Origin of the sequence: Tamilnaduibacter salinus (assembly GCF_003096655.1) — a bacterium.
Lineage (GTDB): Bacteria > Pseudomonadota > Gammaproteobacteria > Pseudomonadales > Oleiphilaceae > Tamilnaduibacter > Tamilnaduibacter salinus.
This window is the reverse complement of sequence record NZ_QEKQ01000006.1, coordinates 177,174-192,685: the sequence shown is the minus strand read 5'-3', so window position 1 is coordinate 192,685 and position 15,512 is coordinate 177,174. Positions and strand designations below refer to the sequence as shown.

General features: G+C 61.1%; 12 protein-coding genes. 10 read left to right on the top strand and 2 right to left on the bottom strand.

Translation table 11 applies throughout. The features are described from left to right. Nucleotides 1–49 precede the first annotated feature (49 nt). Nucleotides 50–913: a thioredoxin family protein gene (locus tag C8D92_RS10565; RefSeq protein ID WP_116919340.1), complete on the top strand. Its 864-nt coding sequence runs from the start codon at nucleotides 50–52 to the stop codon at nucleotides 911–913. 185 nt (nucleotides 914–1,098) lie between these two features. Then, a complete protein-coding gene (locus tag C8D92_RS10560) occupies nucleotides 1,099–1,419 on the top strand; it encodes a hypothetical protein (RefSeq protein WP_116919339.1) in 321 nt (106 codons plus the stop codon). Between the two features lie 297 nt (nucleotides 1,420–1,716). On the opposite strand, the gene C8D92_RS10555 is transcribed toward C8D92_RS10560, so the two are convergent. Beyond that, complete coding sequence (locus tag C8D92_RS10555) at nucleotides 1,717–3,081, bottom strand: KamA family radical SAM protein (RefSeq protein ID WP_095610320.1); 1,365 nt, start codon at nucleotides 3,079–3,081, stop codon at nucleotides 1,717–1,719. A gap of 582 nt (nucleotides 3,082–3,663) precedes the next feature. Here C8D92_RS10555 and aceE point away from each other — a divergent pair. Further along, a complete protein-coding gene (gene aceE / locus C8D92_RS10550) occupies nucleotides 3,664–6,324 on the top strand; it encodes a pyruvate dehydrogenase (acetyl-transferring), homodimeric type (protein WP_095610321.1) in 2,661 nt (886 codons plus the stop codon). 10 nt (nucleotides 6,325–6,334) lie between these two features. After that, nucleotides 6,335–7,990 (top strand): dihydrolipoyllysine-residue acetyltransferase, encoded by a 1,656-nt coding sequence (gene aceF / locus C8D92_RS10545; RefSeq protein WP_116919338.1) that lies wholly within the window; start codon nucleotides 6,335–6,337, stop codon nucleotides 7,988–7,990. A gap of 490 nt (nucleotides 7,991–8,480) precedes the next feature. Here aceF and C8D92_RS15700 read toward each other — a convergent pair whose 3' ends face one another. Continuing rightward, on the bottom strand, nucleotides 8,481–8,759 hold the full coding sequence (locus C8D92_RS15700; protein ID WP_116919337.1) for a hypothetical protein: 279 nt from the start codon (nucleotides 8,757–8,759) through the stop codon (nucleotides 8,481–8,483). A 133-nt stretch (nucleotides 8,760–8,892) separates the two neighbouring features. On the opposite strand from C8D92_RS15700, the gene C8D92_RS10535 reads away from it, so the two are divergent. From C8D92_RS10535 to astD, 6 genes are all read left to right on the top strand, one after another. Then, nucleotides 8,893–10,362 carry an exonuclease domain-containing protein gene (locus C8D92_RS10535; protein WP_116919336.1) on the top strand — a complete coding sequence of 490 codons (1,470 nt, stop codon included), beginning with the start codon at nucleotides 8,893–8,895 and terminating at the stop codon, nucleotides 10,360–10,362. 68 nt (nucleotides 10,363–10,430) lie between these two features. Further along, nucleotides 10,431–10,994: a DedA family protein gene (locus C8D92_RS10530; RefSeq protein ID WP_095610325.1), complete on the top strand. Its 564-nt coding sequence runs from the start codon at nucleotides 10,431–10,433 to the stop codon at nucleotides 10,992–10,994. A gap of 23 nt (nucleotides 10,995–11,017) precedes the next feature. Beyond that, on the top strand, nucleotides 11,018–11,635 hold the full coding sequence (locus C8D92_RS10525; protein WP_207775160.1) for a class I SAM-dependent methyltransferase: 618 nt from the start codon (nucleotides 11,018–11,020) through the stop codon (nucleotides 11,633–11,635). Nucleotides 11,636–11,745: 110 nt separating this feature from the next. Next, entirely contained in the window at nucleotides 11,746–12,957 is a 1,212-nt protein-coding gene (locus C8D92_RS10520; RefSeq protein ID WP_116919335.1) for an aspartate aminotransferase family protein, read from the top strand. A 5-nt stretch (nucleotides 12,958–12,962) separates the two neighbouring features. Further along, complete coding sequence (astA, locus tag C8D92_RS10515; RefSeq protein ID WP_095610327.1) at nucleotides 12,963–14,027, top strand: arginine N-succinyltransferase; 1,065 nt, start codon at nucleotides 12,963–12,965, stop codon at nucleotides 14,025–14,027. Continuing rightward, complete coding sequence (gene astD / locus C8D92_RS10510; RefSeq protein WP_116919334.1) at nucleotides 14,024–15,502, top strand: succinylglutamate-semialdehyde dehydrogenase; 1,479 nt, start codon at nucleotides 14,024–14,026, stop codon at nucleotides 15,500–15,502. Before astA ends, astD begins: the two co-directional genes overlap by 4 nt. The last annotated feature ends 10 nt before the right edge of the window (nucleotides 15,503–15,512 follow it).

Below are 15,512 nucleotides of genomic sequence, written 5' to 3'. Positions count from 1 at the left end.
GGGCAAAGACGCCATCTCATCCCCAGTCGTATTTTGCAGGAGCCAGATCATGAACGAATCGCCGTACAGTTTTGACGCCACCATCGATAATTTCCAGGAGCAGGTGCTGCAGGCGTCCATGCAGACACCGGTGCTGGTGGACGTCTGGGCAGACTGGTGTGAGCCCTGCAAGACCCTGATGCCCATGCTGGAGAAACTGGCGGAGGAATACCGCGGCAACTTCCTGCTGGCGCGGGTGAATGCGGACCAGCAGCAGGAGCTGGCCGGGCATCTGGGCGTGCGCAGCCTGCCGACGGTGCTTCTGGTCAAGGAAGGTCAGGCCGTTGACGGATTCAACGGGGCGTTGCCTGAAGGCGAGATTCGCAAGGTGCTGGAGAAGCACGTGGCCGCGCCGGCGGAAGATCCGTATGACAAAGCGCACCGGCTCTGGGAACAGGGCGATAAGGAGGGCGCGCTGGCGGTGCTGACGGAGATGAATCAACAGGACCCGTCCAACACCGACGTCCTGATCGACCTGGCCCAGCTCAAGGCCGAACTCGGTGATCTGGACACCGCCCAGCAGGTGCTCGACAGCCTGGCGACCGAAGACCGCATGCAGCACAAGGCCAAACAGCTCGAAGCCCGTCTCAAGTTCCTGCGGCAAGCTGGCGAACTACCGCCTGTGGCGGATCTGGATCGTCGGCTGGAAGCCGACCCGAAGGATGCGGAGGCGCTGCACAAACGAGCGCTTCACCATACCCTCGCCGAAGAGAATGGTGATGCCATGGCACTGCTGATCCGCCTGATGCAGGTGGCGCCGGAATACGAGGACGGGGTGGCGAAAACCACGCTGGTGGAGCTGTTTGAAAAACTCGGCAACACCGATCCCAATGTCCGTACGTATCGTCGGAAGCTGTATACCCTGATGCACTGACTGATTGGTGGCCACGGAAAGACACACAAAACACGGAAAACTGAAGGGTTTTAAGGTCTTAACGTTTTAAAGCGAGCCAGAATTCTGAGGCTCATGCCCTTCAAACCTTAAAACTTTCAAACCTTTTTCATTCTGCCCGAAGGGCATTTCCGTGTTTTCTGTGTTTTTCCGTGGCCAAATCATCTATGCCCAAACTGCCGCCCAAACCCGACCACTGCGAACTCTGCCAACGCCCGGTGCCGGACCTGACTCGGCATCACCTGATTCCCCGTCACCTGCACCGTAAGAAGCGGTTCCAGAAGGCCTTCGATCGCGACGATCTCATCGCCCGCACCCTCTGGGTCTGCCGGCCCTGCCACAACGCGATTCATCGTATCTGCTCGGAGCGCGAACTGGGGCTTTACTACAACACCCGCGACAAGCTGCTGGAGCTGGAGGAGCTGCGCACGTTTGTGGACTGGCTGAAGGACAAGCCGGCCGGATTCATCCCAAAAAAGCGGCGATAAAAAGTTCGTCGCAGACTTGCGTGAAAACGGAACACCATGACCTGTAGCCGATGTCTCCGACTTCGGAGTCGTCCGCAGGACGACCGGGGTTGCAAGCAAACTCCTGTGGGGTGGGGGCAGTCCTGCCAATCTGGCAGGCCTGACGGCCTGCTCCGAAGTCGGAGACATCGGCTACAGGTTCAGTACCATTTAACAAGACAGCTTGGCGCTCCCTTTGCGTTTTCACGCCGGTTTGTGATGAGCAACAAAAAAGGGCAGCCCGCGGGCTGCCCTTGTCTTTCGGACGAATCGTCTTGATCAGCCGTTGCCCCGGCGCATCTGCTCGTACTCATCCTCAAAGAAGAACTTTTCTTCGCCAAGGGCCGGTTCCAGTTCGTGGAGCCAGGTGGCGGTATCGCTGTATTTGGCGAAGAAGGGACGCTGGACCCAGTCCGGGTTGCGGCCCTGCAGGAAGCGCAGGACGAACACTTTCTCGCCCTTGATCTCGGTGATGCCCTGGATTTCGACCTTGCCGGGGCCGGCGCTCATGCTCGGCCCGCGGGCGGTGCGGGCGAGGCCGGACACCTGCTTGATCGCATCCCGGTAAATGTCGTAAGCACGGGCCAGCGGCAGTTCGAAATGGTTCTTCGCGCCGGTGTCGCGCTCGACGAACATGTAGTAGGGGATGATGCCCAGCTCCACCTGTTTCTGCCACATCCTTGCCCACGCATCGGCATCGTCGTTGACGTGCTTGATGATCGGCCCCTGGGCGCGGATCTCGGCGCCGGTGAAGCGGATGCGACGGATGGCTTCCTCGGCGATCTCGGTGGTGATTTCCTGCCAGTGGTTGTAGTGAGCCATGATGGCCACGTGCTTGCCTTTCTCCACCAGCCGGGCGAACAGCTCGATCAGCTCGTCTGCATCCTTGTCGGTGACAAACCGGTACGGCCAGAACGTCAGCGCCTTGGTGCCGATCCGGATCGTGCGGATGTGGTCGAACTCCGGCTCCAGCAGCGGTTCAAGGTACTGCACCAGGTGCTTGGTCTTCATGACCATCGGGTCCCCACCGGTCAGCAGCAGGTCGGAGATTTCCGTGTGCTGCTGGAGATAGCCGTGAAGCTTCTCCGCATCGGTGCTGGCCATCTTCAGGTCCTTGTCGCCGACGAACTGCGCCCACCGGAAACAGAAGGTGCAGTAGCTGTGACAGGTCTGCCCCTGTGAGGGGAAGAACAGCACCGTCTCCCGGTACTTGTGCTGCACGCCGTCCAGCACCTCGCCGTCCAGCTCCGGCATGTTCATCTGCATCTGCCCGGCCGGATGCGGGTTCAGTTCCTCGCGGATCTCCTTGGCGACGGCGTTGATGGTCTGCTTGTCGGCGCCTTCCCGGATGGTCTCAGCCATGCGGTCGTAGTGCTCGGGTCTGAGCATGTCGCGCTGGGGGAAGACCAGTTGGTAAATCGGGTCGTTGGGGATGTTGTCCCAGTTGATCAGCTCGTTGATCACGTACTCGTTGACGCGGAACGGCAGTACGCTGGAGACGACCTTCATTTCGAACAGCGTGTCTTCCGGCAGCTGCTGAATGACGTCGATCTTATCGAGGTGCTTGGCGGTGTAGACCTGGAAACGGCGTTCCTCGAATTCCACCGTGGGAATGCGATTGGGAAACTGGACGACCGAGTTCATGGGCCTTCCTCCTGAAATCGTTGTGTCTCTCTCCGGGGCGCTCACGTGTTGTTGTGACGTGGGAGTGAGGCCCCGCCAGAATTTGTGGACGGCGGAGTATAACTGATGGAGCAACTATTTTCAGGTCTAAAGAAATTGGCCGGGATGAGCCGGGGTTGCAGTGGAACGTGCGTTTACTGGCGGGGGTTTTAGCGATGTTTTAAATTTCGCGTTTCAAAATAGTGGTTGGCCGAGAGGGTTTCCGCGGCGAAGGCGTCGATCAGTCAAGCGCGACAGGGGAGACGGTTCTGTACTCGTCAGACATTGGTCGCAAATGTCTTGCCCCTGTCATTTGAAAAGAGGATTCTGCCAACAAATGACCGATCCTGTTCTATGCTTACCCAGAGCAGAACAGAGTTGACGTCCACCGGAAGCCGGCTTTCGGAGGTCATTCCGACCCGCAGGTACCCGTCGATGAGCACCGGCAACGCCGCCGGCCGCCTCCCATGGCTCCGCACCAGCGGGACGTCCCCAGGCCATTGCCAGGGCCCACCCGCCGTTCCGACTCCGGGTGGGATACAAGATAACCCTCAGGAGGATTGGATGAAGCAGGACGACGATCCGATCGAAACCCGGGAGTGGCTCGACGCCCTCGACTCACTGATTGAATACGAAGGCATCGACCGCGCCAAGTACATCATGGAGCGCCTGTCCGAGCGCGCCAGCCGAGACGGCACCCAACTCCCCTATTCCATCACCACCCCATTCCGTAACTCGATTCCAGCGACCAAGGAAGCCCGCATGCCGGGGGACCTGTTCATGGAGCGACGCATTCGCTCGCTGATCCGTTGGAATGCCATGGCCATGGTGCTGCGTGCCAATCAGCGCCCGGGCGATCTGGGCGGTCATGTGTCCAGCTTCTCGTCCGCCGCGACACTGTATGACGTGGGCTTCAACTATTTCTTCCACGCGGGTGACGACAAGCGCGAGTCGGATCTGGTCTACTTTCAGGGCCATTCCGCGCCCGGAATCTACGCCCGCTCTTACCTGGAAGGGCGCTTCGATGAAGAGCACCTCGACAAGTACCGCGAGGAAGTCGGTGGCAACGGCCTCTCCTCCTATCCGCACCCCTGGCTGATGCCCGACTACTGGCAGTTTCCGACGGTGTCCATGGGGCTGGGCCCGATCCAGGCAATCTACCAGGCCCACGTCATGAAGTACCTGCACAGTCGTGAAATGATTGACATGAGCGACCGCAAGGTCTGGTGCTTCGTGGGCGATGGCGAATGCGACGAGCCGGAGACGCTGGGTGCCATTTCCATGGCCGGGCGTGAGAAGCTCGATAATCTGATCTTCGTTATCAACTGCAACCTGCAACGGCTGGACGGGCCCGTGCGGGGCAACAGCAAGATCATCCAGGAGCTGGAAGGGGTCTTCCGGGGTGCGAACTGGAACGTGCTCAAGGTGGTCTGGGGCCGCATGTGGGATCCGCTGTTCGAGCAGGACTCGGAGGGCGTCATGCAGCGCGCCATGGACGAGAGCTGTGATGGCGATCTGCAGAACTACAAGAGCAATGGCGGGGCCTACACCCGCAAGCACTTCTTCGGGAAGTACCCGGAAACCGCCCGCATGGTCGAGAACATGTCGGACGACGACATCAACCGGCTCAACCGGGGCGGCCATGATCCGTACAAGGTCTATGCGGCCTACCACCAGGCGGTGAACCAGACCGGTCAGCCGACCGTGATCCTCGCCCACACCATCAAGGGCTATGGCTTCGGCGATGCCGGTGAGGCGCAGAACACGGCGCATTCGCTGAAGAAGCTCGACATCGAGCAGCTCAAGCGCTTCCGGGACCGGTTCGCCGTGCCGCTCGGGGATGATGAGCTCAAGGACGTGCCGTACTACCGGCCGGCGCCCGACAGCCCGGAAATGGTGTACATGAAGAAACGGCGTCAGGAGCTGGGTGGTTTCTATCCCAAGCGCCGGACCGACAGTCAGCCGCTGGAGATTCCCAAGCTCGACGTCTTCAAGAACCTGTTGCAGGGCTCCGATGGTCGGGAAATCTCGACGACGATGGCGTTCGTGCGCCTGCTCACATCGCTGACCAAGGACAAACGGGTCGGTAAGCGGGTGGTGCCGATCGTGCCTGATGAGGCCCGGACTTTCGGCATGGAGGGCATGTTCCGTCAGCTCGGGATCTACACGTCCGAAGGCCAGAAGTACGTGCCGGAAGACCGTGACCAGATCATGTACTACCGGGAAAGCGAGAAAGGGCAGATCCTTGAGGAAGGCATTACCGAGGATGGCTCGATGGCGGCCTGGATGGCCTGTGCGACCTCCTACAGCACCAACAACTTCCCGCTGATCCCGTTCTACTGCTTCTACTCCATGTTCGGTTTCCAGCGGGTCGGCGATCTGGCCTGGGCCTCCGGCGACATTCAGGCGCGAGGTTTCCTGATCGGCGGCACGTCCGGGCGGACCACGCTCAACGGCGAAGGCCTTCAGCACCAGGACGGTCACAGCCATGTGCTGGCGCAGACCATCCCGACCTGTGTGGCCTACGACCCGACCTATGGCTACGAGCTGGCGGTGATCGTGCATGAAGGCATGAAGCAGATGTACGAGCGCAACGAGAACGTCTTCTACTACATCACCATCATGAACGAGAACTACGAGCAGCCGGCCATGCCCGAGGGTGTCGAGGACGGCATCATCAAAGGCATGTACAAGCTCGAGTCCGTGGAAACCAAGGGTCGCAAGAAAACGCCCCGGACCCAGCTTCTGGGCTCCGGCGCCATCCTCAACGAGGTGCGGGCGGCCGCTCAGTTGCTGAAGGACGACTTTGGCGTCGCCAGCGATATCTGGAGCGTGACCAGCTTCAACGAGTTGGCCCGGGACGGTCAGCATGTCGATCGCTGGAACCGCCTGCATCCGGACGACAAGCCGCGCAAATCGTGGCTGACCCAGTGTCTGGAGAAGCAGGAGGGGCCGATCGTCGCGTCGACCGATTACATGAAGCTGTTCGCCGACCAGGTCCGTGCCTGGGTGCCGGGACGCTTTGAGGTGCTGGGTACGGACGGCTTCGGGCGCAGTGACACCCGCGAGCGCCTGAGACACTTCTTCGAGGTGGATCGATACTACGTCGTTGTGGCGGCGCTGCATGCGCTGGCCGAGGAGGGCGACATCGAACAGAAGCAGGTTCTGGAGGCCATGCGCCAGTACGGGATTGATCGCAACAAACCCAACCCCGTCCGGAATTAAGGAGACCGTCATGAGCACACAGGACATTAAAGTGCCCGATCTTGGCGGTGCGGACGAGGTGGAAATCATCGAGATCACCGTCAGCGAGGGCGACCAGGTTGAGGAAGAGGACCCGATTCTCACCGTGGAATCGGACAAGGCATCGGTGGAGCTGCCCGCCCCGGCGAGCGGCACCATCCAGTCGCTGACCGTCAAGGTCGGCGACAAACTCAAGGAAGGGGATGTGGTCGGCACGATGGAGGCGGGTGAGTCTGGCGGCGCTGACGACCGTGCCAGCGAGGACAAGGCTGAAGCCGGCGATACCGTCTCTTCCGACAGTAAGTCTGACGAACCGAAAGAGAGTGCGACACCGGCTCCATCCGGCGGCACGCGCCAGGAAACGGTCAAGGTGCCCAACCTGGACGGCTTCGACAACGTGCCGGTCATCGAGATCAATGTCTCGGTCGGTGACGAGGTCGAGGAAGAGGATGCTCTCGTCTCGGTGGAATCCGACAAGGCCACCATGGAAATTCCATCGTCCCACGCCGGTCGCATCGATGAAGTGCTGGTGAATGAGGGTGACAAGATTTCCGAGGGCGATGACCTGGTCCGGATGACCATCACCGAAGGTGGCGGGGAAGAAGCCGCCGCTGCCGAGGGGCCGGCCAAGTCGTCCGGGAAAGAGGAAGCGCCGGCTGAGCCCGGTCAGGACAAAGCGCCCAGTGAGCCCCAGCCGGCGGCAGAGCCGGCTTCATCCGAACCAGTGACCAAGCCGGGCGCGTCAGTCCATGCGGGCCCGGCGGTGCGCAAACTGGCCCGTGAGTTTGGCGCCGACCTGACCCGGATCAAGGGCAGTGGCCCCAAGGGGCGCGTCCTCAAGGATGACGTCCAGAGCTACGTGAAAGGTCAGCTCAAGCAGACGCAGGAAAGCGGTGCGGCGGCATCCGCCGGTGGTATCCCGGGCATTAAGCTGCCGGACTTCAGCCAGTTCGGCGAGGTGCAGCGTGAGTCCATGACGCGCATGCAGGTGGCGACGGCGGAGAACATGCATCGAAGCTGGCTCAACGTGCCCCACGTGACCCAGCATGATGACGCCGACATCACCGACCTGGAAGCATTCCGGAAAAGCCAGAAAGCGGCCGGCGAGAAGCGCGGCGTGAAAATGACGCCGATGCCGTTCCTGCTCAAGGCCGCCGCTCAGGCGCTGGCGGAACTGCCGCAGTTCAACGTGTCGCTGGACATGGAGCGCCGTGAGATTGTCCGCAAGCAGTACATCCACATCGGTATTGCCGTCGACACGCCCTCCGGGCTGATGGTGCCGGTGATTCGCGATGTGGATAAAAAAGGACTCTGGGAGCTGGCGGAAGAAGCCGGTGACCTGGCCGCCAAGGCGCGAGACAAGAAGCTCAAACCCGATGAAATGAAAGGCGCCTGCTTCTCGATCACCAGCCTGGGGGGCATCGGAGGCACCGCCTTCACGCCCATCGTGAATCCGCCGGAAGTGGCGATTCTGGGTGTCTCCAAGGCGGCCATGAAACCGGTCTGGGACGGCGACGCCTTCCAGCCGCGGCTGATGATGCCGCTCTCCCTATCCTACGACCACCGGGCCGTGAACGGTGCGGATGCCGCCCGCTTCACGTCGCTGATGGGCGAGTTGTTGGGAGATATCAGACGCCTGTTGTTGTAGTCCGCCACTGAAAAACACGGAAAGCACGGAAGCAATCGGTTAATGTTGGTCCGTGTCTTTCCGTGTCTTCCGTGGCTCATAATAAAAACCGCCGATCGAAGTCGGCGGTTTTTTTGTGTCGGTCTGTTGCGCGTGCGATCAGTTCGCGAAATACATCCCGTCAAAGTAATCGTGCAGGTCACGCATCAACTGCGTGTCGCCGGGGTGGGTGAGTTCGAACAGCAGATTGGGTTTCTGTGTCGCTTTCATGGCGTTCCTCCATTGATCCGGTCCGAAAATGTGGACTCAACCAAAAGGGAGCATGGAGTGTGCCAGATGCCCCGTGTCATTTCTTTTTCATTATAATCAGTGTGTTAGTGATTTAAAGGGGGTGCGACTCGACGGGCGGACGCACCATAGTGAACCGCTCGCACCAGCAGAGTGCCTTGGCGGACAAAAAAAGCCCCGGTGTCGCCACCGGGGCTTTTCACTTCCGTTTCCCGAATCGGGTTTAGAAGTTGTACTGGCCAGCGAAGAGAACGCGGCTGGCATCGCCGTCCGCACCGCTCAGCTCGTCCACCATGAAGTGCTGCAGCTCAACACCCATGTTGACGTTCTGAACCGGGCTCCACTGGTAGTTCACCATCACGTTGGTGTTGTTTTCGTGCTCGGCACCGGTGTTTACTGCAGCAAAGGACCCGGACCTGGTGCCGAACGGCGTTGAGATGTCTTCGTCAATATAAGTCGTTGTTGTCGCGTCTTCGTAAACGTAGTTACGAATTGACGACAAAGCAAACAAATTGGTTAATTTTCAGACGAATGTCTCAGCAAACTGTCATGGCTTGGAGGAAAGGTGTGGGTGTGTTCGCAGTCCCTTCCCCTGAACACGGTCCAGATGGTGCCCCGAAACGTATGACGTCAGCATGACAGAGCCCGCATCATTCCTGGATTCCAACACGCTGGCCTTTCTCGACCTGGAAACGACCGGTGGAAACAGCCGTCGTGACCGGATTATCGAAATCGGCCTCCGGCTGTGGCGTCACGGTGAGGTCATCGATGAGTGGCAGACGCTGGTGAATCCCGGCACAACCATCTCGCCGTTCATCCAGCGCTTCACGGGCATCAGCAACGCCATGGTGGCCGATGCGCCGCCCTTCGCCGATGTGGCAGACGAGTTGCGCGAGCGGCTGACGGGTGCGGTGTTCGTGGCGCACAACGCCCGGTTTGACTATGGGTCCATCAAATCCGAGTTCCAGCGGCTGGGTCAGGCGTTCAGTGCCCGGGTGCTGTGCACGGTCAAGCTGTCGAGGCGACTCTATCCCGAACATCGACGTCACAACATGGATGCTCTGATCCGCCGGCATGGCCTGCCGGACGTCGCCAGGCACAGGGCGATGGGAGACGTGGATGCCATGATGGCGTTTTTCGATGCGGTCCTGGCGGACCACGGCGAGGCTTCCGTGGAGCAGACCGTCCAACACCTGCTCCGCCGGCCGAGTGTGCCATCCCATCTGCCGCCGGATATTCTCGACGAGCTCCCGGCCTGCCCGGGGGTCTACCGGTTCTACGGCGAAAACGATGTGCTGCTTTATGTCGGTAAGAGCACCAACATTGCGCAGCGCGTTGCTTCCCACTTTTCCGGCGATCACGGCAGTCACCGAGGGGTGCGCCTGTCCCAGAGTCTGCGACGGGTGGATTGGACCGAGACCGCTGGTGAGCTCGGCGCCCTGCTGCTGGAGTTGAAGCAGATCAAGACTCTGCGTCCGCTCTACAATCGCCGCTCACGCCCGGTGAAACGACTCTGGAGTGTGGAGCTGGCGCCTGCGGAGGATGGCTATCTCGAGGCCTGGCCGGTTACAACCATAGAGCCGTCGCGACTTGGCGATTTCTATGGTCTGTTCCGTGGAAAAAAAGACCTTGAGAAGGCCCTTAGCGGTATCGCGGCCAGTAACGACTTGTGCAATCAGCGACTGGGACTGGAGCCCTGGCGCGATGGAGGCTGTTTCCAGCGTGAGTTGGGGCGGTGCAAGGGCGCCTGCGAGGGTCAGGAGGATGTCACGCGTTACAATCTGCGCATGCAGATCGCCTTCCACAGCCTGCGGTTAACGACTTGGCCATGGCGCGGCCCGGTGGCGGTTGTTGAACACAACGCCAAACGGGACCAGACGGACATTCTGGTGATCTATAACTGGATGCATCTGGCCACCGTTCATTCCGAGGACGAGCTGCGGGACTGGTCCTGGCGGTGCCAGAATCCGGTCACTTTTGATCTCGATTCCTATAAGCTGGTGGTCCGGACTCTGCTCAAGCCGGACACCCGGGCACAGGTGATTGAACTGGAGGCGTTGACCGAAGAGCCGGACTGGTGGGTGGGTGACTCGCCGGCGGAATGATCGTCAAAACGGCCTATATCGGTTAGCCTCCGTGATAGCCCGAGGGTCGCCGGCAACAGGAATTCACCGTGGACTACGTCTCACTCATCCAGCAGTTTGGTTACATCGCCGTCTTCATCGGAACGATCGTTGAGGGCGAGGCTGTGCTGTTGCTGTCTGGTCTCTTTGCGCAGAAAGGCTACCTGTCCTATCCGGCGGTGTTTTCGCTCGGTGCGCTGGGCACCTACGCGAGTGAGACGTTCATTTATTATATGGGCCGCTGGCATGGCCGGGCTTTCATGAAGCGCCGGTCCGAGTCCTGGCGCGAGCGCTACTATCGTTTCGCGGACCGCCTCCACCGCCACCGCTATCTGATCATCCTCTTCTATCGTTTTCTGTACGGCATGCGCAGTGTTGCGCCCTTCGCGATCGGGTCGAGCGGTGTCCGCCCGATCACGTTTCACAGCCTCAACCTGGTAGGTACGCTGTTGTGGACGGGGATGATGTCCGGCCTGGGCTACTTCTTCGGCCGTTCGGTTGAACGGTTTTTTCAGGAGTACGCGGAATATAATATGTGGGTGGTCGGCAGCGTCGTCGGCGCGGTGCTGGCTTATGTTTTCTATTTCCACTGGTGGCGCAGGCCCACGCCCTGATTAATGATAGAAGAACGACTGCTATGAACAACGATGAGGTGAAACCGTCGGTCATGGAGAATGACGACTCAGGATCGGGGCGCGATGTCCGCGCCATTGATTTCTTCCGGGGCTTCCTGAAAGAACCCAAGCAGGTCGGCTCCGTGATTCCCAGCTCCCGGTTTCTGGAGCGCCGTATCGTCTCGGCGGCCGGGCTGGAGCAGGCCGAGCTGGTCGTCGAGCTGGGGCCTGGTACCGGCGGCACCACCCGGGCGTTTCTTGAACGGCTGGGAACCAACGCCCGATTGCTGACGATCGAGATGAGCGCCGATTTCGTGTCCCTGCTGGACCGGATCGGCGACGACCGACTGGTCAACCACAACGGCAGTGCCGAGCACCTCCCTGCCATTCTGGCAGAGCATGGTCTGGGCGCTCCGGATGCGGTGATCTCCGGCATCCCGTTTTCCGCCATTCCCGAAAGCGTGGGTGGCCGGATCGCCGAATCCATTCGTGACAGCCTCGCGCCCGGCGGGCGCTTCGTGGCCTACCAGTTTCGGGGCGATGTGGCGGATCGGACCTCGCCGGTCATGGGGAGCCCCCATGTCAGCACCGAGTTCCTCAACATTCCTCCCATGCGCGTCTATTGCTGGCAAAAGTCCTGATTGGGGAGCCGCCGGCGACCGTCTCATCCTTTCGGGCCCCCGTTTGGTGCGCTAATCTTGTGGCATTGGCCTGAATGAACAACCCACCCGAATAAGGCAACGATCCAACCATGACCAACAACACCATTACCCGCGAGATGTTCGACGACGTGATGGTCCCGAACTACGCGCCAGCGTCCATGATCCCCGTAAAGGGTCGGGGCTCGCGGGTCTGGGACCAGGAAGGCAACGAGTACGTGGATTTCGCCGGTGGCATTGCCGTCACCGCACTGGGCCATGCCCATCCGGGGCTGGTCGGGGCCCTCAAGGATCAGGCAACGAAGATCTGGCATCTGTCCAACGTGATGACCAACGAGCCGGCCATCCATCTGGCCCAGACGCTGTGCCATCTCACCTTCGCTGAGCGCGTGTTTTTTGCCAACTCCGGTGGTGAAGCCAACGAAGCCGCCTTCAAACTCGCGCGCCGCCATGCATGGCAGCATCACGGCGAGGACAAGCATGAGATCATCGCCTTCCGCAACAGTTTCCACGGCCGCACGCTGTTCACCGTCAGTGTGGGCGGGCAGCCCAAGTATCTGGAAGGGTTTGAGCCGGCGCCAGGGGGGATCCGGCATGCCGAATTCAACAATCTGGATTCGGTGAAGGAATTGATTTCCAGCAAGACCTGCGCGGTGGTGGTCGAACCGGTTCAGGGTGAGGGCGGTGTGCTGCCGGGTGATCCGGAGTTTCTCAAAGGGTTGCGTGAGCTGTGCGACGAGCACGATGCGCTGCTGGTTTTTGATGAAGTCCAGTCCGGTGTGGGCCGAACCGGTCATCTCTATGCCTATCAGCATTACGGCGTGACGCCGGATATCCTGACCACGGCCAAGGCACTGGGGGGTGGCTTTCCGATTGGTGCCATGCTGACCACTGCCGGGATTGCCCAGAGTCTCAGTGTCGGCACCCATGGCAGCACCTATGGCGGCAACCCGCTGGCCTGTGCGGTCGCCCAGCGGGTGATCGACGTGGTCAGCCAGCCGGAAGTGCTCAAGGGCGTTCGCGAGCGCTCGAAAACCTTCCGGGATGGGCTGAAGTGGATTGGCGACAAGTACGACCTGTTCGACGAGGTCCGCGGCGAGGGCCTGCTGCTTGGGGGTGTCCTGTCCGAGACCTGGAAGGGCCGTGCCAAGGAAGTCCTCAAGGCCGCGGCCGAAGAGGGCGTCATGGTCCTGGTGGCGGGTCCGAACGTGGTTCGTCTGGCGCCCTCGCTGATCATCCCGGAGAGTGATATTGAAGAGGGGCTGGAGCGCTTCGAGAAAGCCGTGAAACGGCTCGTCGGGTAAATTTCATGCGCCTGATCCGCCCTTTGCAAGCCGATGATCTGGACGACCTCTATCGCATGGCGGGCAATGCCGGCAAAGGCCTGACGTCATTGCCCCCGGATCGGGAGTTTCTCGCACGCAAGATCGACCGCGCTGACGCCACCTTCTCCGGCCGGCAGCCCGCCGATGCGGGCATGTATCTGTTCGCACTGAGCGATACCGACACGCATCAGTGCGTCGGCATAAGCGGGATCGAAGCCCGCGTTGGTCAGGACGAGGTGTTCTACAACTACCGCCTCAGCACCAACGTCACGGCGTCCCGTGAACTGGGCGTGCATGTGCGCACGCCCACGCTCTACCTCACCAACGACATGACGGACGCCACCGAGATCTGCTCCCTGTTGCTGGACGCGGATCACCGGGGTGGGGGGAACGGCCTGTTGCTCTCACGCTGCCGGTTCCTGTTCATGGCGGATTTCGGGGGGCTTTTCGCGGACAAGGTGTTCGCGGAGATGCGGGGCTACTCGGACGAGGACGGGCATTCACCGCTCTGGGAGTCCCTCGGGCGTCTGTTTTTCAACATGGACTTCGCCGAAGCGGATCGCCTGTCGGTTCAGGGGGACAAGTCATTCATTGCTGAGCTGATGCCGAAATACCCGATTTACCTGCCGCTGTTGCCCGCGGACGCCCGTGCCGTGGTGGGCCAGGTGCATGAGGGAACGGCGCCGGCCCTGAAAATGCTCGAAGCCGAAGGCTTCAACTTCAATGGTCTGGTGGACATCTTTGACGGCGGGCCGGTGGTGGAAGCATTCCTCCACAATGTCCGGACAGTGCGCGAGAGTCGGCTGCGGCCGGTAACGATCGCATCCGGTGCGCCGCGTCCGGCCGGTCCCCTGTCTTCGGGGGACCAGTTGATGGTGTCCAATCGCTCGTTTGCCGACTTCCGGGTGATCACCGCGCCGCGCTCGGCCCTGACCCCCGACCATCTTCAGCTCAACCCGGCCGAGGCCGACGCGCTGGCCATCGAGGACGGTGACGTGGTGCGCGCATCGCCGTTGAAAACGCCAACAACCGAAGGACCTTCGTCATGACACACGAGCTAACTGGCAAAGCCCTGTTGGGCGCCGAATGGGAAGCCGGCAGCGGACCGCTGTTCCAGTCCATCCAGCCGGTCAGTCGTGAGGTGGTCTGGGAGGGCAACGCCGCGACAGCCGATGATGTGAATGCCGCTGTCCGGGCCGCCCGGAGTGCGTTTCCGGACTGGCGTCGCCGGTCTTTCGAGGATCGCAAAGCCATCGTGGAAGCGTTTGGGCGCCAGCTGGAAGACCATCGGGAGGATCTGGCCACGCTGATCGCCCGTGAGACGGGCAAGCCGCTCTGGGAATCCCGGACTGAAATCGGCGCCATGATCGGCAAGATCGCCATTTCTATTGACGCCTATCATGACCGCACCGGTGAGCGAGTAAATCCCGCCCCGGTCGGTCGTGCTGTCCTGCGCCACCGGCCCCACGGTGTGGTGGCCGTGTTCGGGCCCTATAACTTCCCGGGGCACCTGCCTAATGGGCACATCATCCCGGCATTGCTGGCCGGCAATACCGTCATCTTCAAACCCAGTGAAATCGCACCGGCCGTGGCGGAACTCACTGTCCGGCTCTGGCGCGAGGCCGGATTGCCGGACGGTGTCGTCAATTTGGTGCAGGGCGAGAAAGACACGGGCGTGGCGCTGTCCGGCCATCCCGGCATCGACGGTCTGTTCTTTACCGGCAGTGCCACGGTCGGCCATCTGCTGCATCGCCAACTGGGCGGTCAGCCGGAGAAAATACTGGCGCTGGAGATGGGGGGCAACAATCCGTTGATCGTGGACTCGGCGCCGGATCGGGATGGTGCTGTACACCACGCCCTGCAGTCGGCGTTTCTCTCCGCCGGGCAGCGCTGTACCTGTGCGCGTCGGCTGCTGGTCCGTGAGGGTGACGAGGGCGACCGGTTCCTGGAGCGCCTGGTGTCGGTGGCCTCAACCATCACGGTCGGCGATTGGAACGACGACCCGCAGCCCTTCATGGGCTCGCTGGTTTCCAAGGCCGCCGCAGACCATCTGCTGGCGGGGCAGCAGCGGCTCATTGATGCCGGCGCCCGGTCCCTGCTGACGATGGAGCGCCAGGACGCCGGACCGGCCATGGTCTCGCCGGGCATCATCGACGTTTCGAAGCTCGAGGAGCAGCCCGATGAGGAGTTCTTCGGGCCGCTGCTGCAGGTGATCCGTTACCAGCACTTCGATGACGCCATCCAAATCGCCAATGATACGAGCTTTGGGCTGTCCGCCGGTTTGCTGAGCGAGGATCGCTCGCTGTTTGAAAAGCTGACCGAAGAGGTCCGGGCCGGCATCGTCAACTGGAACCGGCCGCTGACGGGAGCCAGTAGCGCCGCGCCCTTTGGTGGTGTCGGTGCCAGTGGTAACCATCGCCCGAGTGCCTACTACGCGGCGGATTACTGTGCCTGGCCCATGGCCTCGCTGGAGGCCGAGCAGGCAACCCTGCCGGAGCAGACCGCGCCCGGCCTGACATTCTGATCACTCTGGA

Bases quoted from the DNA above. Each gene is read 5' to 3' on its own strand.
- C8D92_RS10565 (WP_116919340.1), top strand. From the start codon at position 50: ATGAACGAATCGCCGTACAGTTTTGACGCCACCATCGATAATTTCCAG.
- C8D92_RS10560 (WP_116919339.1), top strand. From the start codon at position 1,099: ATGCCCAAACTGCCGCCCAAACCCGACCACTGCGAACTCTGCCAACGC.
- C8D92_RS10555 (WP_095610320.1), bottom strand. From the start codon at position 3,081: ATGAACTCGGTCGTCCAGTTTCCCAATCGCATTCCCACGGTGGAATTC.
- aceE (WP_095610321.1), top strand. From the start codon at position 3,664: ATGAAGCAGGACGACGATCCGATCGAAACCCGGGAGTGGCTCGACGCC.
- aceF (WP_116919338.1), top strand. From the start codon at position 6,335: ATGAGCACACAGGACATTAAAGTGCCCGATCTTGGCGGTGCGGACGAG.
- C8D92_RS10535 (WP_116919336.1), top strand. From the start codon at position 8,893: ATGACAGAGCCCGCATCATTCCTGGATTCCAACACGCTGGCCTTTCTC.
- C8D92_RS10525 (WP_207775160.1), top strand. From the start codon at position 11,018: ATGAACAACGATGAGGTGAAACCGTCGGTCATGGAGAATGACGACTCA.
- C8D92_RS10520 (WP_116919335.1), top strand. From the start codon at position 11,746: ATGACCAACAACACCATTACCCGCGAGATGTTCGACGACGTGATGGTC.
- astA (WP_095610327.1), top strand. From the start codon at position 12,963: ATGCGCCTGATCCGCCCTTTGCAAGCCGATGATCTGGACGACCTCTAT.
- astD (WP_116919334.1), top strand. From the start codon at position 14,024: ATGACACACGAGCTAACTGGCAAAGCCCTGTTGGGCGCCGAATGGGAA.